35 protein-coding genes and 2 pseudogenes are annotated in these 26,698 nt (G+C 60.1%); 16 read left to right on the top strand and 21 right to left on the bottom strand.

The genetic code is table 11. From position 1 onward, the window contains the following. The first annotated feature begins 392 nt into the window (after window positions 1-392). Window positions 393-647 (top strand): glutathione S-transferase C-terminal domain-containing protein, encoded by a 255-nt coding sequence (locus G9X64_RS36265; RefSeq protein ID WP_312864005.1) that lies wholly within the window; start codon window positions 393-395, stop codon window positions 645-647. Here G9X64_RS36265 and G9X64_RS01060 read toward each other — a convergent pair. Next, window positions 604-1,521, bottom strand: a complete 918-nt coding sequence (locus G9X64_RS01060) for an AraC family transcriptional regulator (RefSeq protein ID WP_168312865.1) — start codon at window positions 1,519-1,521, stop codon at window positions 604-606. The genes G9X64_RS36265 and G9X64_RS01060 overlap by 44 nt on opposite strands. Window positions 1,522-1,681: 160 nt before the next feature. Between G9X64_RS01060 and G9X64_RS01055 the strand changes: the two genes are divergently transcribed. Further along, window positions 1,682-2,068: a limonene-1,2-epoxide hydrolase gene (locus tag G9X64_RS01055; RefSeq protein ID WP_168312844.1), complete on the top strand. Its 387-nt coding sequence runs from the start codon at window positions 1,682-1,684 to the stop codon at window positions 2,066-2,068. 368 nt (window positions 2,069-2,436) lie between these two features. Beyond that, window positions 2,437-2,676, top strand: a complete 240-nt coding sequence (locus tag G9X64_RS01050) for a hypothetical protein (protein ID WP_168312843.1) — start codon at window positions 2,437-2,439, stop codon at window positions 2,674-2,676. An 84-nt stretch (window positions 2,677-2,760) separates the two neighbouring features. On the opposite strand, the gene G9X64_RS01045 is transcribed toward G9X64_RS01050, so the two are convergent. From G9X64_RS01045 to G9X64_RS01025, 5 genes and pseudogenes are all read right to left on the bottom strand, one after another. After that, window positions 2,761-3,306, bottom strand: a complete 546-nt coding sequence (locus tag G9X64_RS01045) for a BA14K family protein (RefSeq protein ID WP_171375774.1) — start codon at window positions 3,304-3,306, stop codon at window positions 2,761-2,763. Window positions 3,307-3,653: 347 nt separating this feature from the next. Continuing rightward, window positions 3,654-4,301: a hypothetical protein gene (locus tag G9X64_RS01040; protein ID WP_171375773.1), complete on the bottom strand. Its 648-nt coding sequence runs from the start codon at window positions 4,299-4,301 to the stop codon at window positions 3,654-3,656. Continuing rightward, on the bottom strand, window positions 4,301-4,768 hold the full coding sequence (locus G9X64_RS01035; RefSeq protein ID WP_168312840.1) for a cytochrome P460 family protein: 468 nt from the start codon (window positions 4,766-4,768) through the stop codon (window positions 4,301-4,303). The genes G9X64_RS01040 and G9X64_RS01035 overlap by 1 nt, the downstream gene beginning before the upstream one ends. A gap of 89 nt (window positions 4,769-4,857) precedes the next feature. Then, a pseudogene (locus tag G9X64_RS01030) lies at window positions 4,858-5,843 on the bottom strand (aldo/keto reductase). A 412-nt stretch (window positions 5,844-6,255) separates the two neighbouring features. Next, window positions 6,256-7,146: pseudogene (locus G9X64_RS01025) on the bottom strand (LysR family transcriptional regulator). A 104-nt stretch (window positions 7,147-7,250) separates the two neighbouring features. Here G9X64_RS01025 and G9X64_RS01020 point away from each other — a divergent pair. After that, complete coding sequence (locus G9X64_RS01020) at window positions 7,251-8,120, top strand: SDR family oxidoreductase (RefSeq protein ID WP_171375772.1); 870 nt, start codon at window positions 7,251-7,253, stop codon at window positions 8,118-8,120. A 33-nt stretch (window positions 8,121-8,153) separates the two neighbouring features. Then, window positions 8,154-8,627, top strand: a complete 474-nt coding sequence (locus G9X64_RS01015; protein WP_168312837.1) for an AtaL-like protein — start codon at window positions 8,154-8,156, stop codon at window positions 8,625-8,627. Window positions 8,628-8,794: 167 nt separating this feature from the next. Here the strand turns inward: G9X64_RS01015 and G9X64_RS01010 are convergent, their stop codons facing one another. Continuing rightward, on the bottom strand, window positions 8,795-10,033 hold the full coding sequence (locus G9X64_RS01010) for a flavin-containing monooxygenase (protein ID WP_168312836.1): 1,239 nt from the start codon (window positions 10,031-10,033) through the stop codon (window positions 8,795-8,797). 77 nt (window positions 10,034-10,110) lie between these two features. Further along, the gene (locus G9X64_RS01005) at window positions 10,111-12,027 is read right to left on the bottom strand and encodes an adenylate/guanylate cyclase domain-containing protein (RefSeq protein ID WP_168312835.1); all 1,917 of its coding nucleotides are present in this window, start codon (window positions 12,025-12,027) and stop codon (window positions 10,111-10,113) included. A gap of 388 nt (window positions 12,028-12,415) precedes the next feature. Between G9X64_RS01005 and G9X64_RS01000 the strand changes: the two genes are divergently transcribed. Continuing rightward, window positions 12,416-12,868 carry a hypothetical protein gene (locus G9X64_RS01000; RefSeq protein WP_171375771.1) on the top strand — a complete coding sequence of 151 codons (453 nt, stop codon included), beginning with the start codon at window positions 12,416-12,418 and terminating at the stop codon, window positions 12,866-12,868. A gap of 53 nt (window positions 12,869-12,921) precedes the next feature. Here the strand turns inward: G9X64_RS01000 and G9X64_RS00995 are convergent, their stop codons facing one another. The 3 genes from G9X64_RS00995 to G9X64_RS00985 form a co-directional block, all read right to left on the bottom strand. Next, window positions 12,922-13,500 carry a DUF308 domain-containing protein gene (locus G9X64_RS00995; RefSeq protein WP_168312834.1) on the bottom strand — a complete coding sequence of 193 codons (579 nt, stop codon included), beginning with the start codon at window positions 13,498-13,500 and terminating at the stop codon, window positions 12,922-12,924. 234 nt (window positions 13,501-13,734) lie between these two features. Further along, entirely contained in the window at window positions 13,735-14,364 is a 630-nt protein-coding gene (locus G9X64_RS00990; protein WP_171375770.1) for a hypothetical protein, read from the bottom strand. Window positions 14,365-14,436: 72 nt separating this feature from the next. Further along, window positions 14,437-15,027 (bottom strand): TetR/AcrR family transcriptional regulator, encoded by a 591-nt coding sequence (locus G9X64_RS00985; RefSeq protein WP_171375769.1) that lies wholly within the window; start codon window positions 15,025-15,027, stop codon window positions 14,437-14,439. A 196-nt stretch (window positions 15,028-15,223) separates the two neighbouring features. Here G9X64_RS00985 and G9X64_RS00980 point away from each other — a divergent pair, with 196 nt between their 5' ends. Both G9X64_RS00980 and G9X64_RS00975 read left to right on the top strand, forming a co-directional pair. Then, window positions 15,224-15,940, top strand: coding sequence for an SOS response-associated peptidase (locus G9X64_RS00980; protein WP_168312831.1), 717 nt, complete (start codon window positions 15,224-15,226; stop codon window positions 15,938-15,940). Window positions 15,941-16,015: 75 nt separating this feature from the next. Then, window positions 16,016-16,336, top strand: a complete 321-nt coding sequence (locus G9X64_RS00975) for a hypothetical protein (RefSeq protein ID WP_168312830.1) — start codon at window positions 16,016-16,018, stop codon at window positions 16,334-16,336. Between the two features lie 52 nt (window positions 16,337-16,388). Here G9X64_RS00975 and G9X64_RS00970 read toward each other — a convergent pair whose 3' ends face one another. Further along, window positions 16,389-16,991, bottom strand: a complete 603-nt coding sequence (locus tag G9X64_RS00970) for a TetR/AcrR family transcriptional regulator (protein ID WP_168312829.1) — start codon at window positions 16,989-16,991, stop codon at window positions 16,389-16,391. Window positions 16,992-17,042: 51 nt separating this feature from the next. Between G9X64_RS00970 and G9X64_RS00965 the strand changes: the two genes are divergently transcribed. From G9X64_RS00965 to G9X64_RS00955, 3 genes are all read left to right on the top strand, one after another. Beyond that, on the top strand, window positions 17,043-17,492 hold the full coding sequence (locus tag G9X64_RS00965) for a VOC family protein (RefSeq protein ID WP_131623356.1): 450 nt from the start codon (window positions 17,043-17,045) through the stop codon (window positions 17,490-17,492). Further along, a complete protein-coding gene (locus tag G9X64_RS00960; protein WP_168312828.1) occupies window positions 17,489-17,872 on the top strand; it encodes a nuclear transport factor 2 family protein in 384 nt (127 codons plus the stop codon). The genes G9X64_RS00965 and G9X64_RS00960 overlap by 4 nt, the downstream gene beginning before the upstream one ends. A 236-nt stretch (window positions 17,873-18,108) precedes the next feature. Then, window positions 18,109-18,507 carry a hypothetical protein gene (locus G9X64_RS00955; protein ID WP_171375768.1) on the top strand — a complete coding sequence of 133 codons (399 nt, stop codon included), beginning with the start codon at window positions 18,109-18,111 and terminating at the stop codon, window positions 18,505-18,507. Window positions 18,508-18,529: 22 nt separating this feature from the next. Here G9X64_RS00955 and G9X64_RS00950 read toward each other — a convergent pair whose 3' ends face one another. From G9X64_RS00950 to G9X64_RS00940, 3 genes are all read right to left on the bottom strand, one after another. Continuing rightward, complete coding sequence (locus tag G9X64_RS00950; protein ID WP_171375767.1) at window positions 18,530-18,937, bottom strand: helix-turn-helix domain-containing protein; 408 nt, start codon at window positions 18,935-18,937, stop codon at window positions 18,530-18,532. 4 nt (window positions 18,938-18,941) lie between these two features. Next, window positions 18,942-19,109, bottom strand: coding sequence for a type II toxin-antitoxin system HigB family toxin (locus G9X64_RS00945; protein WP_168312826.1), 168 nt, complete (start codon window positions 19,107-19,109; stop codon window positions 18,942-18,944). Window positions 19,110-19,854: 745 nt separating this feature from the next. Continuing rightward, window positions 19,855-20,700, bottom strand: coding sequence for a dienelactone hydrolase family protein (locus tag G9X64_RS00940; RefSeq protein ID WP_171375766.1), 846 nt, complete (start codon window positions 20,698-20,700; stop codon window positions 19,855-19,857). Between the two features lie 731 nt (window positions 20,701-21,431). Between G9X64_RS00940 and G9X64_RS00935 the strand changes: the two genes are divergently transcribed. From G9X64_RS00935 to G9X64_RS00925, 3 genes are all read left to right on the top strand, one after another. Next, the gene (locus G9X64_RS00935) at window positions 21,432-21,641 is read left to right on the top strand and encodes a spike base protein, RCAP_Rcc01079 family (protein WP_171375765.1); all 210 of its coding nucleotides are present in this window, start codon (window positions 21,432-21,434) and stop codon (window positions 21,639-21,641) included. Beyond that, complete coding sequence (locus G9X64_RS00930; protein ID WP_171375778.1) at window positions 21,638-22,015, top strand: DUF1515 domain-containing protein; 378 nt, start codon at window positions 21,638-21,640, stop codon at window positions 22,013-22,015. Before G9X64_RS00935 ends, G9X64_RS00930 begins: the two co-directional genes overlap by 4 nt. Window positions 22,016-22,287: 272 nt before the next feature. Beyond that, the gene (locus tag G9X64_RS00925) at window positions 22,288-22,473 is read left to right on the top strand and encodes a hypothetical protein (RefSeq protein ID WP_003546334.1); all 186 of its coding nucleotides are present in this window, start codon (window positions 22,288-22,290) and stop codon (window positions 22,471-22,473) included. Between the two features lie 544 nt (window positions 22,474-23,017). Here G9X64_RS00925 and G9X64_RS00920 read toward each other — a convergent pair. The 6 genes from G9X64_RS00920 to G9X64_RS00895 form a co-directional block, all read right to left on the bottom strand. Continuing rightward, the gene (locus G9X64_RS00920) at window positions 23,018-23,218 is read right to left on the bottom strand and encodes a hypothetical protein (protein ID WP_168312825.1); all 201 of its coding nucleotides are present in this window, start codon (window positions 23,216-23,218) and stop codon (window positions 23,018-23,020) included. A gap of 403 nt (window positions 23,219-23,621) precedes the next feature. Next, window positions 23,622-23,804: a DUF3606 domain-containing protein gene (locus G9X64_RS00915; protein ID WP_168312824.1), complete on the bottom strand. Its 183-nt coding sequence runs from the start codon at window positions 23,802-23,804 to the stop codon at window positions 23,622-23,624. 98 nt (window positions 23,805-23,902) lie between these two features. Next, on the bottom strand, window positions 23,903-24,139 hold the full coding sequence (locus tag G9X64_RS00910) for a hypothetical protein (protein ID WP_168312823.1): 237 nt from the start codon (window positions 24,137-24,139) through the stop codon (window positions 23,903-23,905). 288 nt (window positions 24,140-24,427) lie between these two features. Beyond that, entirely contained in the window at window positions 24,428-24,760 is a 333-nt protein-coding gene (locus G9X64_RS00905; RefSeq protein WP_168312822.1) for a hypothetical protein, read from the bottom strand. 76 nt (window positions 24,761-24,836) lie between these two features. Next, on the bottom strand, window positions 24,837-25,100 hold the full coding sequence (locus tag G9X64_RS00900; protein WP_027664972.1) for a DUF1488 family protein: 264 nt from the start codon (window positions 25,098-25,100) through the stop codon (window positions 24,837-24,839). A gap of 138 nt (window positions 25,101-25,238) precedes the next feature. Beyond that, window positions 25,239-25,538 (bottom strand): hypothetical protein, encoded by a 300-nt coding sequence (locus G9X64_RS00895; protein WP_168312821.1) that lies wholly within the window; start codon window positions 25,536-25,538, stop codon window positions 25,239-25,241. A gap of 191 nt (window positions 25,539-25,729) precedes the next feature. On the opposite strand from G9X64_RS00895, the gene G9X64_RS00890 reads away from it, so the two are divergent. Together G9X64_RS00890 and G9X64_RS00885 are read left to right on the top strand one after the other, a co-directional pair. Further along, window positions 25,730-26,134 carry a hypothetical protein gene (locus G9X64_RS00890; RefSeq protein WP_168312820.1) on the top strand — a complete coding sequence of 135 codons (405 nt, stop codon included), beginning with the start codon at window positions 25,730-25,732 and terminating at the stop codon, window positions 26,132-26,134. Between the two features lie 70 nt (window positions 26,135-26,204). Beyond that, window positions 26,205-26,579: a hypothetical protein gene (locus G9X64_RS00885; RefSeq protein ID WP_171375777.1), complete on the top strand. Its 375-nt coding sequence runs from the start codon at window positions 26,205-26,207 to the stop codon at window positions 26,577-26,579. Window positions 26,580-26,698 lie beyond the last annotated feature (119 nt).

Here is a 26,698-nt window from a genome sequence, read left to right as displayed (position 1 = left end):
ACTGGTCATCCCGAAGAATTAAACGGTCCAAAACACCCATGACTGCCTCCAAAAGACAGTCTTGAATCTGATTTGCTCAGCTTTGGGAATCCCAAGAGTCCACGGCTCCTAGAGCATGAAGTCGTCCGAAAACCGCTCACGCTTTTCGGCATCATGGCGGATGACAGGGACGCAATGCTGTTCGAAAGCATGGTGATCTGCGAATATCTCGAAGAGACGCAGGGCGGCGGCAAGCTCTACTCTGAGGATGCGCTGTCGCGCTTAACAGCGCGCGTGGATCGAATACGGCACGGCGACTCTAGCCGAAGCCTGGCAATTCCTAAACGCCAAGGATCGCACGACCGCAGACGCCAAGCGGGCAGCGTTCCGAAACCGGCTAGAGAGGCTCGAAGATGTGCTTGGCCAGGGGGGCCAACTTCTCTGGATCGACGTTCAGCATGGTCGATGCGGTGTTCGCGCCTCTGTTCCGGTATTTCGACCTCATCAACCCGACCGTGACGCAGATGATATTTCAGGGTCTCCCACGCGTATCCCTATGGCGTGAGGCTTTGGCATTACGAGAGAGCGTCGTCGCGGCCGTGGGTCGGGACTACAGTCACCGTTTCAAGCAACATCTGGTCGAGCACCAAGCGATCTTGGCGGATTGAAGCCCCCCAAGCCTGCCTTCGCTCTCTCGGTATCTTGACCGGGCGGCGCTCCGAAGAGACGCTTGTACTCACGGCTGAATTGCGAGGCGCTCTCATAGCCGACCGCAAATCCCACCTCGGCTGCACTCACCTGGTTCGCGATCATGCGACGGCGGGCCTCGTGGAGCCGGATATATTTCTGATACTGAAGCGGGCTGACGGCGGCAACGGCTTTAAAGCGATCGTAAAACACGGATACGCTCATGCCGGCGAGCGCAGCGACCGCCTTGAAATTGAGGCGCTCGGTGTAATGGTCGCGGATCCAGGCCATGGCCTTTCGGATGTGCATCAGGCGCGAGTCAGATCCGGCAATCTGACGGAGCAGGCCGCCGTGCGGTCCCATCAGCAGCCGAAACATGAGCTCGTGCTCCAGAGACTGAGCCATGACCGGGATTTCGGTTGGGCGATCGAGTAGTTCCAGCAGTCTTTCCCAAGCGCCCAGAAGCGATGCGCTCGCGGTGCTGACGCCGTATCCCGATTCAATCGGCAGCTCTGGTATCGCTGCCATTTCAAGTACGAGATCCGACAGCAGGGCTGGGTCCAAAAACAGACCGATCGCGAGAAACGGTTGATCCTCAGATGCCTCACAGATCTGACCCAACGCAGCGATCTCAGCCGCGACGATCATGCTTTGGCCAGGGCCGTATTCAAACATCTTGTCGCCGATAAACATGCGCTGAGTTCCCTGGATCACCAGGGACGCCGCAGGATCGTAGATCAGCGGGTCGATCTCGGTTGTATGGTCGAGGGTGTAAGCGAACAGTCTCGGCAGTTGAGGACTCTGACGGCCCGCGTGGCGCACCGCCATGGCGCGAATTTTGTCGAGTTCGCTCATCATGGCACCTTTAACTCGATTGCCCAGAATTATCAATCATTCCGGAAAATCAGGCAATCATAGCGGAAGATCTGGCATCGTGGCGGCGCGATTCAAGGCCTATCTTCAGGCTGAACACAGAGGCCGTTGAGGCTTCGAACTCATCCAGAAAGGAACTGCCATGCCCACCCCAACCGAAACTGTTTCGGCTTTTTGCTCCACATTCTTGGAAGACGGCGGAAGGCCAGCCGTCCGTCGCTGGTTCACACCCAACACGCGCTGGGTCAACGAAGGCGTTTCAGTCACGAACGGCGTCGAAGAGGCTATCGCCATGATCGACGGACTGGAGACGTCGTTGGGCATCTCGACGGTCCATATCGACATGCTCGCGATTGCCGCCGACGGATCTCGCGTTCTCACCGAAAGGCTCGACAGGTTCGAGCGTGCCGACGGCAGCGAAATCGGACGCGTGATGATCATGGGCATTTTCGAGATCGAAGGTGACAAGATTGTCGAGTGGCGGGATTATTTCGACGTTACAGCCGTCCAGAAGTTCTCTGCCGCCTGAGACGCCGGCTTGTGAACGACGGGGCTGGACGCGGAGATTATTGTCTCCGCGATCAGCACAACGCGCCCAATTAAACACTCTACGATAGGCCGTAATCCTGCCCGCGGAGATGGGGCGTTGTTCCAAAGATCGACGAAACCCCCGCTACGCTGGTCGTCCCCGCTGATGTCAAATCTTCTGCATTGAGACATGGAAGCTGTTCAATGTGGCATGCGCTCATAGCCCTGGTCTCCGTAATGTTTTCCACGGTTGCCTGGTCGCCGATCATGTCGGGATGCGTCGCTGTTCTTGCTCCAAGCTCACCCCACGCTCCGTCCTCCTCGGGCTTGACCCGAGGATCCACACTCTCGCCTCCACCGGCGGCAGGCATGGATCCCAGGCTCAAGGCCTGGGATGACGGAGGGTGGGGCGGGTTTTGCCGTGCCCGCGCCGGCGCCGCGGATAGGGACCAATGGAGGGAGCCGAACGACGTGATTGTTGCGTTCATGCGATCGAACCCGGACAACCGCGAAGACCATGAAGTCATGCGCGGCTGCCGGGTGCGGGGAATCTACCGGACGGACAAATACAAAGAGCTCGTGATGGAGATCACCCGAAGCGCTCGTTGATCTGCTGCTGTCCGCTGTTGGTGCTTCCGCGCATTGGGCCACCTGTCGGCCCAATGCGGGGGTCGCCAACCACGACCGCAATCGTCAGTAGGGCGAGACGCACGCCCGTCGCGGACCGTTGTAGGGCTGGAACGTGTTGTCGTAAGCCCGGTAAGACCGGTAGCGCGCATAGCACCAGCTCGTATGTCCGTTGCCGCCATTATAGACCGGGCGGTAATAGCGCGGCGCGTAGTAGCGCGGACGGTAAATGGTCGAGCCGTAGTAGCGCGGAGCACCGTAATAGGCCGATCCGTAGTAGCCCCGGTCGTAGTAGCCCTGACCGTAGTAGCCCTGACCGTAGTAGCTTGGGCCATAATATCTCGGCGCCGCCAGCATTCCGCCGATGATTGCGCCGGTCGCGAGCCCGCCGAGTGCCCAAGCCCAATCGTCGTTGTGGTATCCACCCCCACGGTAGCCTCGATAGCCGCCTCGGTATCCACCGCGGTAGCCGCCGCGATAATTTCTGTACTGGACCGGCTGCGCCTCCGAGGCTTCGATCTTCGGCACGGCAATGGTCGGAAACGCCACGGCCGGCGGGACGCTCGTCACCGCCGTCACCAGCGACAGGATAACGATTGCTAACCTTTTCATTGGCTCATCTTTCCTTCGTAAGCGCTGCGCGACGCATGCGGCGCGCAAGGACGTTTCAGCCCTCTCAATGCACTGGTTAATTTTACCCTAAAATAGACTTTGATTCGAGGAATTTCGCAGGAAGGCTTTTCTTCGACGGTGGGGTCGCGGCGAAAGCACGCGCCCACCCTCCGTCATCTCATATGAGCCGGTGCGCGCTCTATGAATCATGCAACGCGGGGCTCATCCATGAGGCCGGCAAAGGCGGTCATCACCTGCGACGCGCCTTTGTCAGCGGTATCCGCCAGAAGCGGCCATATCTTGATGGGAATCGAAATCGCGACCCGTCATTTGTGACGGAATGCCGCTCAGCGTGAGCCTTTCCGGCGTAATTGCATGAGGCTGGTTGCGTAGTGCCCGAGGCAGACGAACAGCGCAACAATGGCGCCCTGGTGCAAAAAGAACCGCAATGCCGCTTCTTCGAAATTCCAGAGATTAAGGGTCATTTCGGCCATAAGGCGCGACCCGGTACCCATTACCATCCAGCTGTGGACGCCGTAGGCGGCTACGGCCAGTGCCAGGGCGCGGAGGATCCAAGTCCTGCCGACGCTGGGGGCGCGAAGTCGCAGCCAGGCGCGCATCGAGGCCATGATCATGGCCCAGCGCATGCCGATGTGGACTGCGACGATCACCAGCGTCCAGTAGGCGGCCTGGGCGTGCAGCTGACGTGCCCCGAACGAGCGCGAAATGATCAAGCTGGTGACCAGCAGGCTTAACACTGTGGCCGCGAGTGCGCCGATGGTGACGATGTTGAGCCAGCCGCGCAGATTCCGGCCACCCTTGCGGGCAGTCGAGCCGTACCAGCGGCGATTGAAGGTGTTGTGGAAGATCAGCAGCGCGAACATGGCCGTGCCGATCAGTTCATGGGCAAGGTTGCCCAGCCAATCATAGGCCAGGGCAGCCAATAGCAGACCACCCGCCACGGCGTTCATGAGCAGGCGAACCTGAAGCGGCATCAGGGCAGATACGCTTCCATGCGATCGCGGGTGAACATGAAATCATTGCTTTCCTGCCCCTGGTGGCAGGCCTCGCAACGTTCCGCGATCGAAGTGCGGTTGACCTGGCCGTTGGTATCGAACTGCTGGAAATGCCAGTCACCGGTGCGCTTCTCCTCCTCGACTTCGAGGCCCCAATCCACGCCCTTTTCCATCACGAAATAGCCGGTTAGGGCACCGGCGTCATAGATCTCCAGTACAAGCCTGGTGCCCGGCGGTAACGGCTGGCCTGCCTTCGCGATGTCGATCGTTTCCCTCAGGGCATAGGCCAGCTCGCCACCTGAGCCGCGCCTGTAATCTCCATACATGACCATCTGCTTGAAATCTTTCGGGAAGGTCGCGCGGTTGGCGGCTGCGGAGGCAAGGCCGGATGCCAGGAGCAGAGCGGCCCCAAGCAGGGCTAGAAGGACCGAACGGAACGACGGCATGGGGATCCTTTCTGGATATGGGAATTGTGACGGATGGCGGCTTCGGAAATGCCGGCGGGCGCCGCTGAAGCGCCCGCCGTTCCGGAAGATCAGGCTTCGACGTCGACCGATTCCATAAACATCGGGCTCATGCGCCCGCCATGCACCATGATGGTGGAGAGCACGGCATTGATCTCGGCCAGATCTTCAGGCGTCAATTCGACACGCAGCGCCCCGAGATTTTCAACCAGGTGGTCGATGTTGCGGGTGCCGGGGATCGGCACGATAAAGGGCTTCTGTGCTCGCAGCCATGCCAGCGCGACCGCAGAAGGTGTGACGCCCTTTTTCGCCGCGAACTGCCTCAGGAAGGTAACGATCGGCATATTCGCCGCCATGTTTTCCGCGCTAAAGCGTTCAAAGTTCGCGCGAAGGTCCGTTTCCGGATCGAACTTGGTCTTGCTGTCGATCCTGCCGGTCAGATACCCCATCCCGAGCGGCCCCCACGGCACGAAGCCGATCCCGAGTTCCTCACATGTCGCCAGGACACCGCTCGTTTCAGGACCGCGCTCCATCATAGAGTATTCCGTCTGCACAGCCGTGACCGCCTGCACGGCATGGGCCCGCCGAATGGTTTTTGCGCTCGCTTCAGACAAACCGAAATGCAGCACCTTGCCTTCCCGGATCAGGTCCTTGACGGCGCCTGCCCGTCCTCGATCGGCACGTTCCTGTCGACGCGATGCTGATAGAACAGATCGATGCGATCTGTCTTGAGGCGCTTCAGCGATGCTTCGGCAACTCGCTTGATGCGTTCCGGCCGGCTGTCCCGAGCGGTCGTGCCGTCGAGGGCGAAGCCGAATTTGGTGGCGATCTTCACCTTGTCGCGGATGGGTGCCAAGGCTTCACCCAACAACTCTTCGTTTGTATGAGGCCCGTAGACTTCGGCTGTGTCGAAGAAGGTCACGCCGTTATCATGTGCGGTGCGCAAAGTTTGGATGCCTTGGGCAATATCGGCCGGTGGGCCGTAGGTGCCACTGATGCTCATGGCGCCGGCGCCGATTTCCGACACCTCCAGAGTTCCCAGTCTACGCGTTTCCATAATCGATCCTGTCTGCGTGGTTGACGTATCCGAGGTCGCGGCCCGGGCCATTGATCCGAGCGGCAGGGTTGCTCCAGTGACGGCCGCCCCCACCACAAAATCTCGTCGTCCGATACTCAGCTCGATCCGTCTTTGCTTATTCATGATCAGTCTCCTGATTGACCGCGACCAAATGGGCGTCGCTTCGCGAAACGCCCTTTTGACGTCGAAAGCGATGACCCCGCTCTTTGCGGCTCATGTTGGCGGTTAGTGATATAAGCCCCACCAGATCATCCGATTAGACGGGAATATCTGCATGGGTTTAGAAATGGAGCTTCTGAATTCGGATGATTGCTCAGCGCTCGACAAATGCCGGTAGGCGTATTGTCGATCGGTCCTAGGCCAGACCCGCCACACCGGCAAAGCGCGGTTATCACCTGCCGATATAGGCGGCCAGTTCGTCGGCCGTCCCATTGGGGAAGGCCTGTTTGAGAAAGTCCAGGAACGCCGAGACGCGCGCGCTGAGCAGCCGCCGTGACGGGTAGAGCGTCCAGAGAGCGATTTCGGGGCCGTCGATATCTCCCCAATTGACCAGAGTGCCATCAGCCAGGTCGTGGCTTACCAGCGAAATGGGAAGGCGTCCCGCACCGACGCCGGCGCGCACTGCATCCCGGACCATGATGAGCGTCGCCAAGGTGAGCACAGGTTCGATCCTGATCGTCGACCGGCCGCCTTCTGTCTTCACCTGCCATGTTTGCCGATCGCCTGCGCCGCGCATGACGCCGGGAGCGGCGTGTCCGCCGGTCGGGCGGGGAAGATCGGGGCTTGCCACCACCACCAGCCGGTCACGGAGAAACACCCGTCCGACCAGGCTTTCGTCGGGATCCGGATTGACCCGGATGACCAGATCGTAGCCCTCCTCGATCATATCGACAGGCCGGTCCTCACTCGTCACCTCAAGCCTCACCTCCGGATATTTGAGGGCAAAGCCGGCGGCGATCCTTCCCATTGCGGTCTGGGAAAAATGCAGAGGTGCGCTGATCCGCAATCTGCCCTTGGGTTTCTAACCGCCGGACGCAATCGCCGACGCCGTCTCGTCCAGTTCGGCAAGCAACGCCCCCGTCCGCTCGAAGAGCGCCCGCCCTTCCTCGGTAAGCTTCAGGTTACGCGCACCCCGTTCAAACAGCCGCAGATCGAGGCTGCTTTCCAACTCGGCGACACGCCGCGACAGGGTTGCCTTCGGCCGACCGGTCGCCCTAGCCGCTTTGCCGAAGCCACCATGGCGGGCAACGAGATTGAAATCGGCAAGCGCAAGAAGATCCATCAGTGTTCCACCAGCGAGACGGCGCGTCCAAAATATCCGTCTATCGGACTACCAGTGAACCACACATATTCGCCGTGTCAAGCAACCCAACACGGAGAAAGACCATGACCATTCTCGTCACCGGCGCCACAGGCAATGTTGGCCGCCAAGTCGTCGAACACCTCGTCAAGCGCGCCGCCGATGTCCGTGCCCTTGTCCGCGACCCGTCGAAAGCCGAATTCCCGGCTGGCGTCAGCGTCGCCCAAGGCGACTTCCTCGACGTCGACTCCCTGCGCAACGCCATGTCAGGCGTGTCGACCCTGTTCCTGCTCAATGCCGTGGTACCGGACGAATTCACCCAGGCTCTGATCGCGCTGAATGTCGCCCGATCGGCCGGCATCGAGCGGATCGTCTATCTCTCGGTGATCCATGCCGACGTCTACGTCAACGTGCCGCATTTCGCCGGAAAGTTCGGCGTCGAGCGGATGATCGAGCAGATGGGTTTCAAGGCGACGATCCTGCGCCCGGCCTACTTCATCCAGAACGATTTGATGGTCAAAGACGTCATCACCGGCTACGGCGCCTACCCGATGCCGATCGGGTCCAAAGGTCTCGCCATGATCGACGTTCGCGATATCGCCGAGATCGCCGCCCTTGAGCTGCTGCGCCGGCAACAGGCTGCGGAGCCGCTGGCGCTCGAGAGGATCAACCTCGTCGGCCCGGAGACACTGACCGGAGCCGATATCGCCGCCATCTGGTCAGACGTGCTCGCCCGTCCGATCCACTACGGCGGCGACAATACCGAGGGCTTCGAGCAGAATCTCAAGCAGTTCATGCCCGCCTGGATGGCCTACGACATGCGGCTGATGGGCGAGCGCTTCCTGACCGACGGGATGCTGCCTGAGGCCGGCGATGTCGAGCGCCTGACAAAGCTGCTCGGACGCCCGCTGCGGTCCTATTCCGCCTTCGCCTCGGAAACCGTTGCCTCCGCCTGAGGCAGCAACAGGGATCTCAAAAGGACGATCACCATGATCTATTCGACCGCCACAGTTCCGGTGAACCCGGAAGGCGAAACCCCTTTGACGCGCGCTGAGGCCTGGCAAGGTCTCGAACGCAAGGCACGCGACGCCCGGCTCTTTCTTCCCGCCGGTCTCTGCACCCGCTGCGATGTCGTGGAGGAAAGCCCGACCCATTTCGTGCGCGAGGCGACGACTGCCGGGCAGGATCTGCGCGAGATCATCACCCTCGAACAGCAAAGCAAGGTCACCTTCTTTCAGGCGGCGGGGCCACGCGAGGGAGCGATCGTCAACGAACTCTTCGAGGATGAAGCAGGTCAGCTGCAGCTGCGCTTCTACTGCTACATCGGGCTGCGCGGCAAGGAGCCGAATGGCCCGGAAGAGCAGGCCGAGCAGGCACAATTCGATGGCGAAACGGGCTACAGGGCCGCCCTGCTATCGACACTGAAGCGGACCCGCGAATTGCTGGCAGAGGGAAAGCTCTAAATATCGTCGCAGCACAAGCAACAGGGCTGCGACCTTTCTCCAGCCTCATCCTGAAGCGCCCCGAAGGGGCCTCGAAGGACGGCGCTGGCCATGGGCCGAGCCGCTTGTCGGTCAAAGCGGACAAGCGTCTTGCCGGCGCACAGGACCGTCATTCCCGGCGAGCGCCGTCAGCTGTCCAAACGACGCTGGATATCGTCGGCCAACAGGGCTGCTTCCTCCTTGATTGCCAATATTGTGCCCGACCGTCTCGAGATCACGAAAGGCAGGCCGGCAAAATAGACGCCAGCGACGCCCGCGAACCAGTTTTCGTACAGTGGTTGGCCTTGTTCATCGAGCAGGTTGGGAACGCGCACCCAGCCGAAATCGCCTCTGAACCCGGTGCACCAGATCACCGTTGTGATCCCCCGCGCAGCGAGATCAATTGATCGGACTGGTGGATTCGGCAGCAGCGCGTCAATCACCTCCGCCGGGTCCGGCTCAGCGCTTGGGGCATCGATCCCGTTGCGGGCGATATACTCGTCGATCTGGCTTCGAAGTCTGGCGGAGCCCTCGTCTGCATGGCGAACATTCGCTTCCGCATCGTCGCTGAACGAGAGGCGGCCGTCGTTAACGCCCGTGAGCCGACCCAGCAAGACAACGCCTTGCGCGCTGAGGGACTGCAGGCTGATCGTATGGAGCGCTCCTTGCAGCGCCCTTCCAGGGATGGGTCCCTGTTGAAGCAGTTCCCTGCGCGTCACATCCATCAGTCCGGTGAGGACCAGCCAGACACTGATGTGACGACCTCGGTACATTCGGGGCAGCCGGCCGACTCGGCCCGTTGCAAGAAACACAGTTCGCCCCGCCTGGACGAGGTCCTCGGCGATTTGGCCGCCCGACTGGGCGCTACCGACTACCAACACGGCTCCTCTGTCGAGACCGGATGCATTGCGGTAGGCCGATGCGTCGATCTGTTGGACTTCGGGTGGCAACAAGGTGGAGAAGGGCGGGCGCACCGGGCAATTCTGGTTGCTGCTCGCGATCACCACATTCCTCGCCCACACGGGGCCGTGCGGAAGGGCGAGCCGATACAGGCCATCGCTCGCTACAAGGTCGGTCACCGGCGTACCGGTTTCCACCGGGAGGCCATGCCGGCCGGCATAGTCCTCCAACAACGCGACAAACTCGCCGCTTGTCATTGCACCGTCGGGATCGGGGCCGACATAGGTATCCCCGGGCATGACCGTCTGGCTGTTCGGTGTGTTTATCCGAAAGGAGTCCCAGCGCTGGGTTCGCCAGGTCTCACCGATGCGACCTCGCTCCAACACTCTATGACGCAAGCCGCGCTGCGTCAGCGCATGACTGACGCCAAGCCCCGCCCAACCGGCGCCGATGACGACGGCATCAAGAATATCCGTTCCGCTCGTCATTACGTTCCCCTCTGATTGTCGCCCTCTTGTACTTTGTGTAATCAGTAAATTCTCCACTTTCTAGTGTGGAGTTGCTTTCAGGTATCCCCGACAAGCTCCCATAGATCGACCTTCTCGGCGCGCCCCTTGACCAGCACCAGGCCAAGCGGGCGGAGGGCGAAGCGATCGGCGACAGCATCGTGAATAGCGGCGCTCACCAGGATCGAGGTGTTGAATTCCTTGTTCAGTCCTTCCAAGCGTGAGGCGACATTGATCGTATCGCCCATGGCGGTGTACTGCTGCCGCGAAATCGCGCCGAAACTGCCGACGACCGCCGGGCCGGTGTGCAATCCAAATCGCGTGATGAGCGCGGGACGGCCATTCCGGCGGTTGGCTTCATTCAAGTCGTCGACCGCCGCTTTCATGGCAAGGGCGCATCGGCAGCCGTTTTCGGCATGTCTGGCATCCGGAACTGGGGCGTTCCACATGACGAAAATGGAATCGCCGAGATATTGCACGACAGTCCCGCCATGGCGCTCGGCGATGGTGTTCAAGAGTTCGAAATAGGCCGAGAGTGTATCGACCACGTCCTCGGGCGAATGTTGCTCGGATATGGTGGTGAAGTCTCTGATGTCGGTGAAGAGCGCGGTCACATCCTGCCGCTGCGCCTTGACGGCGGTTCTTCCCTTGGGATCGATGATCCGCCTGACGACTTCCCGCGGAACATAAAGGGCAAACTGGCTGATGGCGTGGCGGCTTGCCGCCAGCGCGCTCGCCAGCGTGTTGATCTCCGTTATGAAGGAATGAGAGACGCCTTTCTCGCCGACGTCGAGATCGCCGATCCTGCGCGCCTCGTCGGCGAGGCGATAGAGGGAGCGGCTGACCATGCGGGACAGCAGCACCGATGCAGCAAGGCCCGCGATCACGAATGCGCTGGCAATCAGGAGATTGTGCATGAGCAGCCGATTGGCCTCAGCCACCAGATCTTCCAGCGGCACGACGATTGCGGCAACGCTTCCCTTGAACAGACCGGACACGTTGACGGGGGCGATCTGCAGGATCTGGCGTTCGCCATCGAAATCGATCCGCACCACGCCGCCATCTGCAAAGGCCGGATCCCGCCTGAGCCTCGCCACCGTTTCGAGGCTTGTGTCGTAACTGTCTGTCGTCGTATCGACGGCAACGGCGCCATCGGCATTTTTCGACCATATGCCGAGAAGCCTGTTCATGATTGCCGGGTCGGAATGGGCGATCAGATCATCGGCATCATCGATGATGTAGGCGCGCGCCCGCGGCGAAATCTCCTGCGCATCCAGCAGGCGGCTGACAGTCATCAGGTGGATGTTGATGCCGACGACAACCTGACCGTCGTCTCTCATCGGTGCTGCGATCGTCAGCGTTGGAAGCTGCAGCGTTCCCGCAACATAGGGTCCGACGGATACTTCCTTGCCATGCTGGATGACGGATTTGTACCAGGGGCGTTGCCGCGGATCGAATGATGCATAGTCGACGTCACGCTCGGCGATCGGCCTTGCCTGGGGGTCGAGGAAGCGAATTGTCGATATGACGTCCGGGCCTTGTCTGCGTGCGATCGTGCGGATCGCGAAAGCCGTGCCATCGGGTGCTGCGAGGATCCGGCGGACATCCTGCCTTTGCGTGTTGATGACCTGCAGATACGAGCCGTCAGGATAGCCGGTGTAGACGCTCGCTGCGTTGGGGACGTTTCGCAGAACCTCCAGAAAGAATTGCTGTTTCGCCGTGATATCCTGGGGCGGCGGGGAGGCGAGCAGCGGCAGGGTAGAAGCGAGCGCCACCGCCTCGGTGCCGCCATGCAGCGTATTGCGATACCCCTCGATCAGCCGCAGGCTCATCTCACGCATCTGCTGCACGCCCGCATTGACCGCAGCATCGCTTCCTTGCCTGAACGCCAGCCAGATGATCGGCGTCGACGTGAAAAGCAGCGATGCGACGACCAGAACGCCGAGATGCAGTCGTAGGGGTTTGGACCAGTGCACGAGATTTTCCTCGAAATGCGGACACGTCTCAGCACACGAAGCAACTCAACGATGGCAGCTAACCGCTTTTTGAAAACTTACACAAGGTGGTGATATCGGTCACACCGCCGTTGCGCGTTTCGGCAGAACAAGATCGCCGACCGTGTGAGCTGTCGCCGATCATCTCCGCATGCGCCGCTGCCCTTGCTCCAGCCGCCACCCCACGCTCCGTCTTCCTCGGGCTTGACCCGAAGATCCACTCTCGTCTCAATCAGCCGCGGGCATGGATTCCATGCTGAAGGCCTGGAATGACGGAGGGTGGGGCCGTCTTGGCCGGATCCCGGGATTTCGTTTCAGCCTCACGCAATCGAGGCGAAATAGACACGCCTATGCATAAGGAAAGACACCGATGTCGAGAGCGCTCCTGAACCCGCATATGCGACTGAGCTTCACAGCAATTCTTGCTTTATTGGTTATGGGTCTAAGGCCCGCAGCCGGATTGCCGCGGTGCCCTCCTCAGGACGAACTGCTGGAGAAAGCGGAGATCGTGGTTGAGGCGCGCGTGAAATCGCTGTCGATCGGCGAATCCGGTTTGTTGCTGACAGAAAATTTTCCGTCGCGGATGGTGCGGGCAGATTTGGAGATCAAGAGAGTTATCAAAGGCAAATTCCTGGGAAAGGAGGCGACAGTGTACGGCGCCGTGTATCCCCCAGGGCCTTTCAGGGAGTTGACCGCGATGGCGTTATCTTACGGCTTCGACGGCCGTGACACCTTCGAATGGGAGCTTTCGCGCCACGAAATCGGTGATGATGTGGCGTTGTTTTCAATGAACACCTGCAACTATCACAAATTCCCCGACTAGGCACTTGCTCCCCGCTGATCGACGGTGTCACATCGCGATTGGCGCATGTCGACTCACGCCCGCTTCCGCCGCATCTGCGTGACGCTCCGCCAGACGGCAGAAACCAGGAAGTAGAAGGCGCCGAGGCCGGCATAGCCGGCAATGTTGGCGATTGACGGCGGTTCCGGCATTTGCGCCTGGACGATGAAGAAGGCGCCTGCCACAGCGGATTGGCCGCCGCTGAGGATCATCGCCCACTGGCCGCCATTGGTCTTCCAGCGCCGGACAGCGGTTCCAAGCTGCAGCAGGCCGGAAAAGATCGCCCAGAGGCCGAAGACGCCGAGAACCCAGTTCATGCTCATCGTCAGCGCGACGATCACGGCAGCTGTCGTCACCGCGCTGACGGCGACGTTGATTGCCTGGCTGCGGTTGTTTGCCAGGCCGCCATTCCGCGCTGCGTCGACAAGATTGGCGGCGGCATCCCAGGCCGGGTAGAGGATCAGCAAGGCGGCCGCAACGGCAAGCGACTGCTGGCCGGCCGTCAACGCTGCTGCGACCCAGATGGCGGAAAAGGCTGCGCGGGTGAAGTAATAGCGTGTCAGCCACTCTTCCCTGTCGCCGGACGCGACGGTGGTTTGATCGGTGGTCATCATGATCTCTTCCTGAATGTGATGGTGTTGGTCTGATAGGGACGGCTCACCGTCATGAGCGGCGGCGTCCGTCATCGCGATTGGATTTCCTGGGCTTGCGGGAACCGCCCCGGCACCGCCGGTTGCCGTCGAGACGGTGTTCTCCGTCGTTCGGGTCCATCGGCTGCAGTCAGGCGGCATTCCCTGGCAAATCGCCGGTCGAACCGGGGGCGGCCCGGCCGACCGGCGACGACGTGGTCACATGGGCGGGACCACGCCATTTTTCCCGACAAGGACCTGATGGGCGAGGGGACCCGAGGCAGCCTTCTCGGCGGGGATGAAGACGACGGCGCCGGGAACGAGATCGTCCTTGGTGGCTGGAGCGATGGTCACGACCGGCGTGCCGTCCGGAATGGAGATCTTCTTCTCCTTGCCGTGATAGGAGACGGTGACGGTGCGGCCGTCGACGCCCTTGACGGCGTCGGCCACGGTGGCGTTGGTCATGCTGCTGTTGGGCTTGAGGTCCCAACCATAGCTGCCTTCACCGGCGCCCTTCATCGCCGGCGGGAAGATCAGCACTTCAAGCGCGCCGTCGCCGCCGCCTTCGCTGGGCAGGGATGCGATGCCGACGAAGTCGCCCGGCTTGATGTCGGTGACCGCGGCACTTGCGACGCTCGCCAGTTTCCAGCCGTCGGCAAGGGTGACATCGACGGTCTCTCCTTCACGGGTCTTCACCTTGAGAGCGGACCCGCTATAGGTGACGATGCTGCCCCTGACATGGATCTGCTCGGGTTTCTGGTCTTCGGCATGGATGGGCGCCGGCAAGATAGCCGCCGACGCGACAGCGCTAAGCCCCAGCACGAGGGCGGGAAGAATGGTCCTGATCATGTTTGTCTTCCTACTAGTTGGTAGTTTTGCTGGTCGTGTTTGTCGCTCCGGGCGTTCATCCCTCCCGGAGCTTTATCGAGCGGCGGCCGGAGTGAGCCGCTGCAAGGTGGGCGCCAGAATGGTGGCGAAGACCTCCGGGGTTCCGTAAGCCCGGGCTGAAAGCATGGCGCCATGGACGGAGGCCATGAAGGCTTCAGCCTCGACGCGCGGTTCGCTCGACAATGTCAAGCTCCCGTCCTTGGCGCCCCGTTCCATCACCGAGGTCAGCCATGCCGACGCGAAGCGGAAGAAGGCCTTGACCTCGGCCGCGACCTCCGGCGGCAGCGCCGGCAGCTCGCTCGCCAGCAGGGCGCAAACGCAAAAAGGCCGGCTTGCATCCTCGATGCACTGGGCCCAGTGCCCCGCATAGGTTTGGAAAAGCGCCAGGGGATCCTGCACCTGCTGCTCCAGACCCGCGATACCCGCCTCGGCGTCCTGGCGATATCGCACGACAAGCGTGCGCACCAGGTCGGTCTTGCTGGGAAAATGGTGATGGATGCTGGCCTTGCGGATCCCGACGACGGCAGCAATATCGGCATAGCTGAAGCCGTTATAGCCTCCGGTCATGATCAGTGCTCGGGCGGAGGCCAGGATTTCGTCGGAGGTCGTCAAAAGATTGCTCATAGCCTTAATCTACCTTCCAGTAGGAAGGCTGTCAACCGAAACAGATTTTCTGCCGTCAGCGGTCGTCGAGACGGTGACAGGCTTCACTTTGACTTGGATGAAAATGATGGCGGCATCGGTTGTAGTGACCGGCCTTGACTCGCCTCGAGCCACCAGAACATAATCAGAACACCTAATATGCGGGATGGAGTTCTGGATGTGCGGCCGCGTCTATATCAAGACATCGCTTGAGGAGTTGGTGCGCAATTTCGCCTTCGCAGAGCGAGGCGCGATCGATGCGCTCGGGAACCGATTTCCGCGCTACAACGGCGCGCCGACGCTGGATTATCCAATCATCATTCGCGACATGGTCCGCGAGCCTGATATCATGGGGCCGGTGTTCGCCTCGGCGCGCTGGGGTCTGATGCCGGCATGGATGAAGCCGGGAGGGCGTCCGCCGCCGATCAATGCGCGTTGCGAGGGTATCGGTACCAACGGCCTGTTTCGCTCGGCCTACAGGTCGCGCCGTTGCCTGGTGCCGATCAACGGCTTCTTCGAGTGGAAGGATATCTTCGGCACCGGCAAGAGCAAGCAGCCCTATGCGATCGCCATGGCTGACGGCTCGCCCTTTGCGCTCGCCGGCATCTGGGAGATTTGGCGCGACAATGACATAGAGATCCGGAGCTTCGCAATTGTCACCTGCGAACCGAATGAAATGATGGCGCAGATCCATGACCGCATGCCGGTGGTCCTGCATCGTGAGGATTATGAACGCTGGCTATCGCCGGAACCCGATCCGAACGACCTGATGAAGCCGTTCCCGGCGGAACTGATGACCATGTGGCCGATCGGCCGCAACGTGGGTTCGCCCAAGAATGACACGGCTGACATTATCGATCCGATCGACCCCGATCCGGAACCGACGCTGATCTGAATTCACCGGCTCGGGCGGGAGCCATCCATCAACCATGCGGTCAAAGGAATACCTCGCGAGAGGACAGGACGACGCATGCCAGAACAAATCACATGGAAATCGTGGGAACATGTCAGCCACCGGGAAATCAAATACAAATGGCGGCACGCCTGGAAGGAGAAACCCGGTGACGACTACGTCGCTTTTGATGGCGATACCCAGATCGGAAGGATATTCCGGTCACAGACAGGCGGCGGGATCGATAATCGATGGTTCTGGATCGTGGCGGCTGACGGCAGCCATCGACTGGATTGGCCGTCGGCCGGATACGAGGACAGTGCCTATGTCGCCTCAAGACGGCTGGAAATGATCTATGAGAGCATCAAGAGCGGGAAACGCAGGACGGTGCAGCCATGAGCATCGAAGCAGGCAGGCGGGATGTCGGCTTCGCCATCGCGACGGGAGGGTCTCACGCGCCCGACGGTGCAACGGCCCGCAACGCGGTCCTGACGATCGCATCGCCGAACTCCGGCGAGACCGGGCGATGGCCGACCAGCAGCCGGAAGAAGACCGGTCCGTAGATCATGTCGAGCAGCGCCTCCATATCAGGCGGCGGAACGATCTCTCCCCGAGCCAGAGCCTCCTCCAGGATGACACGACCCGCGTTGCGGCTCGACAGGATCACCTGATTGCGGAAGGCCTTGGTGAATTCGCTTTCCGGGTCGGCGGCCGCAAGTGCCATGGTGATCTGCCGCCCGCGCGTGCTCGCAAAGGCAGTCACCAGTCCGCTCATCTGTGCGCTGAGAGCCGCCTGCGCCGTGGCCCCTCCGACCTCCGCTTCCGGTAGCCGGTTGACCAGAAGAGCGGCCATCGCCAGTTCCTGTGCGTTGGCCCAGGAGCGGTAGATCGTCGGCTTGCCGACACCGGACCGCGCCGCCACGGCTTCGATCGTCATGCGGCCAAAACCTTCGGCCATCAGGATTTCATGGGCGGCCTCCAAGGCACGCCTCTGCGCGGCAGCGCTTGGCGGCCGCCCTCGTTTCTTCGGTGTTGCGTTATTCTCTTGACTCATATCATTACGATACGTAACGTTAATAAAGGAACCAGTCAAGGAGGATCATCCATGCCGAGTTTTGCCCGAAAAGTGAGCGCCTACTTCATCGTCAAGGATGCGGCACGGGCCATCGACTTCTACAAGGAGGCTTTCGGCGCCACGGAAGTCTTCCGCATGACCGATCCTTCGGATGGGCGGATCGGCCATGCCGAGCTGCGTTTCGGGGAGACGCTGATGATGCTGGCAGACGAATATCCGGACTTCGGCGCCCTGTCTCCCGATACCATCGGAGGCTCGCCGGTAACCTTCCACATGGACACGGTGTCGACCGACGAAGCACTGGCGCAGGCGCTGTCGGCCGGGGCGACGATGTTGCGCCCGGCGACCGACCAGAGTTTTGGCGAGCGGGTGGCGCAGGTGCTTGATCCCTTCGGTCATCGCTGGATGTTGTCGCAAACCATCGAGCAGGTCACGCCCGAGGAGATGCAACGCCGCTGGAACGAGGACATGTCGGCGTGAGTGCCGCGGCCCTTGCAGCGCTCGAGGCGGCTGAGCGCGCCTTCAACGCGGCGATGGTTTCCAACGATCCCGCCCGGATCGCCGCCTGCATCACGAAGGACTGGGTGCTGGTGACGCCTGAGCGTGGCCCAATCCCTGCACAGGCTATTCTTTCGGCGATTGGATCCGCTGTCCTGAGCCATGACACGATGACCAAGACGACGCATCACGTCCATCTGCTCGGCAATGTCGCCACGGTTACCGGTCGCGGGCAGAACACCGGCATGTTCCGCGGCGAACCGATATCAGCCGACGAATGGATCACCGACGTCTATCACCGGGAGGGTAACAGGTGGCGCTGCGTACTGACCCACCTCAGCCCTGCCAGGAGCGGTGCCTAGCGTGACGGCGCAGAATGCGGTCGCAGCCGGAGCCCCGGGCAAGGTCGTGCTCAAGCGGGGTTTTAAGGCAGGGCCGGGGGACGGTGCAGATCTCTTGATCATGCCCGTTCTCTGGCGGTTGCCCTGGAAGGCAGCGCATACCAAAACATCCGTCTTGACTCTCTCCGTTATCAGAACATAATAAGAACATCGGCGCGGCGGCCGCCATCTGAAAACCGAAGATGTGGAGAGCGGATATGCGCGAGCAGCCGATCGGCGAAGCCGTGGAAGATGATGAGTGGCCTGCAAGTGATGTGATGTGGCCGCCGGAGAAGGAGATTGAGGTCTCCGAGGCGCATGCAAGCCTGGTCAAGGCTGTGGCGGGGAGCCGAGGCGTGAGATTTTTCACGGCCTTCATCATCGACATCCCCAGCGATACCTATCTTGGCGATGTCCAGATGGCGATCGACGAGGCCGCCGGCGAGGCCTGCGGCATCCTGCTGACGAAGCATGTTACCGGCCGTGACGCCGCAACAGGCGAGCCGGTTTTGACCGAGGAAGCCACGCGACCGTTCAAGTTTCCCTGCAGCGAGGGCGTCGCGAAAGCGATGTCGGCATTCTGCGGCAAACTCAAAATGGCGGGCATCTTCCCTTGAGCGCCGCCATGCATCTCCATCTTCAAAGCGATAGAAATACCGTCGCTGGAATGAAGAATCGCTCACTCAGCGCGCGAGCCTGTCGGACGTTGATTTGTCTCTTTCCTCTGAGAATCTCGGACACGACGGACTGAGCGCCGACTTCCGGCACCTCGGACTGGCCAAGATTCCGCTCTTCCATGATGTAACGCAGTGCATCAGCTCCGGTCACCGGAGGCATTGGGCGGTTTTGCTCGTCATAGGCCTCGACAAGGTCTCCCATACGCGATGCAAGCAACGCCAAAGGATGACCCTCGTCGTCGCCGACTTCAGCCAGGATCTCGTCAAGTTGCTCCACGAGACGATCATATTCAGCGTCATTGGTCGGCATGGCAAGAAGAGGGGCTACATGTATCCAGTGCTCACTGACCAGTTTTACAAGTGCGCTCATCGGGCTAAGCCTTCCATGTTCCTTTGTCGTATTCCGCATGGTCCATAATCTTCTGGATATAGACCTTCTTGAATGTGTAATGGACCACCGCAATCAATCGCAGCTTGTTGCCGCCAATGTTGAACACATGGTGCCGTCCGACCTTGTCGGTTGCCGGAAAGAGTGACTTCATGTCAGCTCATTGTACGCCGGACCTGAAGGCTCGCAAAGCGGTGAGGCTTTCTGCCGTCGATCGGGCCGATTTCAAACCGGCGCATGACCTGCAGTCAAAAGCCCTTGATCACCTCCCGACACATCCGTTATGACTACTGTAAATCCAGGCTGCGAAATTTGAATTCAAAGGTAATGTCGACCAAGTCGGCGCTGCCCTCCAATCGTACGCGCCATTCGCCAAGGCTTGCGAGTTGGCCAGCGTCACTGAGCCACCATCTCGGATTTGTCCCGCAGCCCACCCCTTGCTCCGTCCTCCTCGGGCTTGACCCGAGGATCCACGCTGGCCTCTATCGTCAGCGGGCATGGATTCCAGGCTCAAGGCCTGGAATGACGGAGAATGGGGGTGCGTTTCCGCCAAACCCCAGCCGGCGCGCAATCTTCAGCAAGCCAATGCGGTGATTGAAGCACGCGCCTCATGCCCCAGAAATGGTTTCGAACTTCATCTAGGCCCCTTCGTTGCCCGTGTCCGTGATATTGGCATCATACGGCTGTACTGAGTTACCACTCGGCTGCGGGAGGCACGATTTTCGCTCTGATAATGACGGTGAGATGCCAAACCAGATCGCGAGACCGGGCAATAACACGCCGATCAAGACGCCGATGACAGAGTAGATCCAAATCACGCTCCTCTTGCGAGCATCCCATCATAACACCGAGCGTCGTATTTCAACAGGATCGGCGCTCAAGCGGACAAAGCTCGGACTCTAGTTCGAAAGGTACTCTCGAAGGAATGTGCGAACGCTGCGGATCGACTTTCCCGCGGCGTCCGGATTGTATTTTTCGATGTGACCCAACACCCTCCTTCCCACCTTAAACTCCGGCGCGTCGAAATCGTGGTAGGTACCCTTGTAGATATTGAGCTCGATGGGCGGACTGTCGTCACTAAGACTGACAAGCCTCTTCCGGCATCGGTCGGCCGGGCTCCAATTGTCTCGATCGCCAGTCAAAATCAGGATCGGCACCGTCGCATCGCCCTGAGTTGCCGCACAGAGGGGATAGTAGGCAACCGCCGCTTGGAATTTGTGGTCCATCAGCTGTTCGTTGCCTTCGATTTTTGTTCCCTCCAGCGTCGCTGTGCCGCCCGTTGAAAAGCCCATCAAGGCAACACGCCTGATATCAACAAAGCTTTGTTTCGATAAAAAATTCAAAGCGCCATAGGCGTCGAAGACGCGATCGGGGAGATGGCTTTGACACGTGTCCTTGAGGTTACGGGTGGTGAGGCTATCGACGGTGAGCACGACGTAGCCCCATGAGACCAGTCGTTTCGGCCAGAGGTCTTTGATGCTCAGACGCATACCCTCGCATCCGTGCAGGACGACGACCGCCGGGAAGGGGCCGTCACCCCGGGGGCGGGACAGATATCCCAGCAGGGGCGTACCTTGCGGTTGAGAAAGAATTTCTCCCTGTTCTCTCGCCTTGCTTATCCGAAATGGGCTTAGCTTGACGGGCGCGCTTTCGAAGTGAACCAGTTCGTCGGCACCAGCTGGGTCTCCAGCGAACGTGACGCTGAGAAAAGCGACGAGGCAAAGAAAATGTCTCGCGGTTTTCACTGAACTTCTCCACCGTTTGATCAACAGCCGGCGTATTGTACGCCGGAGCTGAAGGCTCGAAAAGCGGTGAGGGGTTTTGCCGCCGATTGGGGCGATTTCAAACCGGCGCATGACCTGCGATCAAAAGCTCTTGATCACCCCCTGACACAGCCGTTATCACTACCGCAATTCCAGGCTACGAGATTTGAATTCGGAGGTGATGCCGACTAAGTCGGCGCCGCCCTCCGATAGTACGCGCCCATTCGCCAAGGCTTGAGAGCCGGCCAGCTGCACTGAGCCACCATCGCGAGTTTGCCGCAGAGCTTGCCTCTTGCTCCGTCATCCTCGGGCTTGTCCCGAGGATCTACGTTGGCCTCCACGGGCAGCGGGCATAGATCCTCGGGACAAGCCCGAGGATGACGGAGGGTGGGGAGCGCGGTTTGCCAAATCCACCGCCGGCGCTTCGTAAGATGTTCCGGTGCCCACTGGGTCGAGCAGGCTGGATTTCAGACTCGATTAGCGCTTGATCACCCCCCGGCAAATCAGTTAAGACTACCGTAAATCCAAGCTGCGAAATTTGAATCCAGAAGGTGATGTCGGCCAGGTCGACGCCGCCCCCGATCGGTGTGTCTGTGACCGTCCGGCCAGCTCCCAGCTCGTCGTTGATCCTCATCCACTTCCGCCTGACCTCTCATCTTCGATCACATCGGGATCGGGCTGGGTAGCGCGCCCCTCTCACAAGGAAAACTGCAATGGACCCTTCGATTGCCCCGGCCTCGCGGGCCGCAGTGGTGACGCCGAATGATAGCGCCATCGTCGGTGCGCGCGCGCTTTATATCGGCACGGCGGGCGATGTTGCCATCGCGCCGCGGCGGGATATGGATCCGGTCATCTTCAGAAACGTGCCGGCCGGGACGATCCTGCCGGTTCACGCGGCGATCGTCGCGCTGAGGGCAGGCTGACAGGCATCGAGGAAAACGTCGCGCTTCTGCGCAACGAGGTGAGCGACGAAAAGGCCAGCGCCCACGACAGCCGCGCCGTGATCCACAAGCGGCTCGACGAGCAGGCCAGGCAGACCGCCCGCCTCGACACCCGGGTGGCGATCAGCGGCGGCGCGGATGTGCAGATCCGCGAGGAGATCAAGAGCCTCAAGGAGACCGTCGAGAAGAACCAGGAGGCGGTCGGGCCGGCGCTTGAAGAGTGGAAGCGGATGAAGACGATCGGCTATGGGATATCGGGGTTGATTGCCTTTGCGGGACTGACGATTGGGGGCATCATTGCCTATGCGAGCGATGGCGCGGTGGCGGCGCTTCGGCATTGGTTGAAGATCAATTGATGGGCTCGATCTGTAATCCCTTGCGAGGAAGACAGGCACTCTTCAAGCAGAGATGACCGATCTCCTTGACCGCAGCACACAGCTCGGCGGATTTTTGATCCGTGGATCGGGGCGACGTTTAGAAAGGTGGAACCCTCATTTGACCTCCTTCGAGCACCAGGGCGTCAGCAGACTCACTCGCCCCAAACCGAAGCAAACAAACCCCTAAATTTTAGACGTCGCTAGCGAACAAAACGGCGCCCTGCTGGTTTTCCTCTCAGGAGGAAACAGTCATGAAGAGCATGAGCAATCGCCAAGTTCGCATTCCCGGCCCACGAGAGCACGATGTTGCGGAACATTGCCGCAAATTCGGGATCGGCCCGGCGGAGGAGAAGAAGCTGAAGAAATTGCTCGGGTCTCGGGCGCCGCTGCATGAAATCCAGGCCAATGCTCCGCCGCGCCAGCCAAGGTGGCGTTAGGTGGGGAGGGGCACGTCGCAAGTAATCATTACACGCCACATTACAGCAATGATTCAAAGATTGAGCGGACCAGAGCAGCGCCGTGAACGCTCGCGAAAGAGGTGCTTTTGCCGGATTGAAATGATCGATTTTGTTTAAAACGCGGGCCGAATGTTCGGCTTGCTCCACTTGGAACTGCTGAAAGCCCCGCTCCGGCGGGGTTTTTCGTTGGCGTTCTAATGTGCCTGTCGGTTTTCGCCCGGCGGGAGCTTATCGGTGTGATGGTCGCAACGTGCCCGGGCAGGTTGTCGATGATCCTCGGCGGAATTTCCGGGGTCGTGGCGTCGTTTCTCTGCCGGGAACTTCCGGCAATATCAGGGGTTTTGCCGGCGGATCGCGCGGCAGGTCTCGTCTCCTGTACCACTGCTACCCCTGCAGTTGCTGCGCGGTCCACTCCAAGCAGTTCACGGAAAGACTTTGCTCCCGGCTATTGGCAGCCGGCGAAGCCATGTTTTCGTCAAATGCGATGGCTCAAGAAGGCACAGCTGCGCGCCCACAAAGCGTGTCAACGCCGAGGTTGCCGCGACAGCATCAGGATGTAGTCGTCGGCGATATCGGCAATCACCATGGCTGCTTCCGCGGCCGTGTATCCCCTGCCGACGGCGTCGCTGACGATTTTCATCACGGCCGGTTCAAGGGCTTCCCGGCAGTCGGACAGGCTTTCGACATGCGGGCATTTTGGACGAAATTCCAAGACGTTGTTCATGGCGCACCCTCCATTTGATCGAGCTCGGGCCCTATGAAGGCAAGCCGGCCTCTCCAGGGAAAGGCGGGCCGCGGTTCCGGCGAGCTGCTTCAGGAACCAGAAGTGTTGTCGTGAAGCTACGATGGCATAGGAGCGGATGTATTCAAGCGGATGCTGATGTTAAGGTAAGCCAGTAGGGTTAATTCGTCCGGCGATGTTGCATCGTGGCATCGGCAGTCGCTAGCGCATCGGCCCCGAAATCGGAATCGATTTTCGGAAAGCACGATGCGTCGATTGAAACTGTTACAGCGTCCTTTGCGTGTCTGAAAGACGCGCAGCGTTGTAATGCCAATGCATGTCATCCAAAGTTGCAGCGGTTTTGGGACGAGGACATGCATTGAACGTCTGCCGGGCCATTCAAGCTTCAGGCGCTGATGCGCCGGCCGGCCTTGTCCGCCTCTTTGCGATTGGCGCCGTGTTTTTCGATGATATCCTTGGCATCCTCGTTGGAAATGCGGTGTTTCTTCGCGAAATAGATGACGTCGTAGGGTGCGTCAGCCCCGGCCGCTTTGGCGGGTTGGAGCTTTTTCGTTGTGTCATTGGTCATGATTTTTCCTTCCATGGAAATGTTGAGTTGGACGTGCCAACGCCGCTCCTCCGGATCGAGGATCGGAGGAGCGGTCGAAGAATTGGCTTCGTGCCGTTTTATCGATGCGCTCGGGCCGTCTTGTGTTTTTCCCAGATCTGCGTCGCCTGCGCCGCGATCCCGGTCTTGTGGAAGCGGAGCAGATGAAGTCCTTCGTTCCGTCGTTTTTCGTCGAAGGCGCTGTTTTCGTAGTCGGAGCCTTCGACAATGCTCTCGCTTTGAAGAACGGCCTTCAATTCCTGCACATAGTGTCCGGTGATGTTGAAAAGGGCTTCATTTTCAGGTGCGTCTGTCATCGTTTTCCCTGTGGGTGGTCGTGTGGCATGGAACGCGATGCTGGTTCAGCAAGCCGCGTTGGTAAGATGCATCAAGCAATCCGCGCCCCTATGGGAAGGCTGGTATCGGACAGCGCTTAGCCGTGTCTGTCTGGAGTTCCATATATCGTGCAGCAAAGCCGCGCCAAGAATCGATAATAGAGGCGCGGCAGGTCTGAAGGCCGCACCTTAAACCACTTGGCTTCCCGATACCACGTCAATCGAAATATCGAAGATGAACAGGCGGGAAGGGCTGTCTTGCTCTCCGCCTTAAGGCAAGCGATCCGGGTTCCCGCTGTTTGCTGCAGCAGGAGAGACCAGGCGTAGATGCGTCTTGGTCTTGCCGGGCGGGTGGCAGGCCTGGCGGAGCTCGGGGAGGGCCATACTTTCATTCAGCATCGCTTCGATCAGCTTCAGGCGGGCGAGCTTCCGTCGTTGATTGTCGTAGAGCCTGTCCAGCAGCGCGTAGGCCGCTCCGGCGGGGGTGCCTTTGAGCGATAGTGTCCGGATCACCCTTTCCTGGTCGGCAATGCGGTGCGCAGCCTTCACGATATGGCGGCGCGCCAGCTTCAGGTCTTTCGGGCGGTATCGCGTGCAAACCATTATGCTTTGCTCCTCTCAGGCGGCAGTGCGGGACGATGGCCATTTCAGCGCGCCGGCGCCATGCGCCTTCCAGCGATCAGCGAAAATCTGCGGCCGTCAGCGTAAAGTTGTTTCCGCGTCGATGCTGATAGGCTCTCGATGCCGCCTCCTGAATGGAAGAACGCGCCGCATCAAAGGCATTGAGATAGGCGGCCTCAGAAGAGTTCTGGGTGATCGCGCTGCCGAGGGCTGCCTCTTCGACCAGAAACCGGACTTCGAACATGCCGTCATAGCCGGTGAAGCGGACACCCTTTCGCGCTTCGTCGAAGCTGCGGCTTCTATTGGGGAAAATAAGTGCCATTGCGGTTATCCTTGGAAGTGGGCTCGGCCGATCTGCGGAACTCGGGCACCGGTGATGATGATGGATGCACGAGGAGCGAGCAGCTTGATGCAGGATGTCCAGCGACCGCCTGCCTGAATGTCAAAGCGTCGGCAGACTTTAGTGGATGGTCTGCACGATAACCCGGTTTTCAAGCAAGGCTTCCGATGTCTTGATCAAGCGCATCGTACCCGTGATAACCTCATCGGAATAGAGCGAATCCGCACGGGATATTTCGTCCGTCATATCGCGGAGAAGTTTGTTGATCTCCAGCAGTGGCGGCACGAATTCCACCAATCCGGCGGCCGCCAACCCGTGCGTCAGGCGTGCGATCGCCTCTCGCAGCTGATCGACCAGCACACGCCTCTCCACCGGCAATGCCGACGACTTTGTGAGGGTCGCTTCATCGTTGAACTGCATGATGCGTATCCTCCTCTATCTAAAATGGGTTCCGCCCCGCCATTATCAATGGCGGTCGCCGAATGAGGTTGCGGTCAGATGGCAAAGAGCGCAAGCTGAATTATCGGCGGGCACGATACGGGCACCGCTGCTTGGGGCGCGCCAGTAAGTCCTGGCGCCAGCGAACCCTAGCCCCAACGAAGGAGGACACCATGTCTTCCACATCAGATCAGTTTTTCGATATCCACAATTTGAGAATGCTGGACCGCATCCTCCGAAAGGCCGGCTTTCGTGGCGGCGAAACCTACGCGACCGATGATGGCGAGATCAGCGCCACAAGTTTCCTCATTCATTGTTTCCAGATGGGGATCGTCGACGAGGCCGCGTTGAAATCGGCTCTGAAAATGTATCTCGCGACACAGTTGAGTTCAGGCCCGCTTCCGCAGGCGATGGAAGACGGTTCCTTGGCCCGATGGCAGGATGACGGCGGCGCCCCGGTGAAAGCCTATCGGATCGCGCGATATACGGCGTCTGGGCGTGCGGACGCCTCGCTGCGGCCGCCAGCTTACCGCTTTCCCAAAACCAGGCTGCCTGAACGATTGTCCGAGATCCCGTGAACGGGCCCGCTGCGACGTCGCCGGCGCCCCAAACGATCGTCACGATGACATGACGAACAAGCAAGAAGACATGTCTGGGATTCCCGCCGATCAAAAGGACCGGGCCAGGAAACGCGGGATCATCGCCCCCGTGCGGAAAAGCGCGACGTCAAGCTCGACCGCCGACGATCTGATAACGCAGGCTCGCCAAGCGCGGTCACCGTCTGCGGAGCAGGGGATCGATAGCGCTGATAAGCAAGCCTATGGTCTGGCGCGTCCACACAAAGGTCCGTTCGACAACGCGACGGCATTCAGCGCTTCCACCTACGACCATGATCTCCCGACGCGGCAGCAATTGGAGGCCGCGCAACGCAGCCAGTCCGACGCGATCAAGCGGCAAGAGGCAAACCGCCAAAAGGGCAAATCCCGCATGCGCGCAAAGACAAACAAGCTGAAATCACCCTGAGCAGGAAGAGAGGAGCGGACGGCGCCCTATGGATTTCTTGCCGACTGAGCGGTGCTTGGCTCCAAGGCCTTTCCGCGCTGGTCGGTCGAAAAGCCCGCCTCAGGCGGGCTTTTCCTGTT

This window comes from Rhizobium sophorae (assembly GCF_013087515.1).
Taxonomy (GTDB): domain Bacteria; phylum Pseudomonadota; class Alphaproteobacteria; order Rhizobiales; family Rhizobiaceae; genus Rhizobium; species Rhizobium sophorae.
This window is presented reverse-complemented; position numbering and strand designations above follow the sequence as displayed.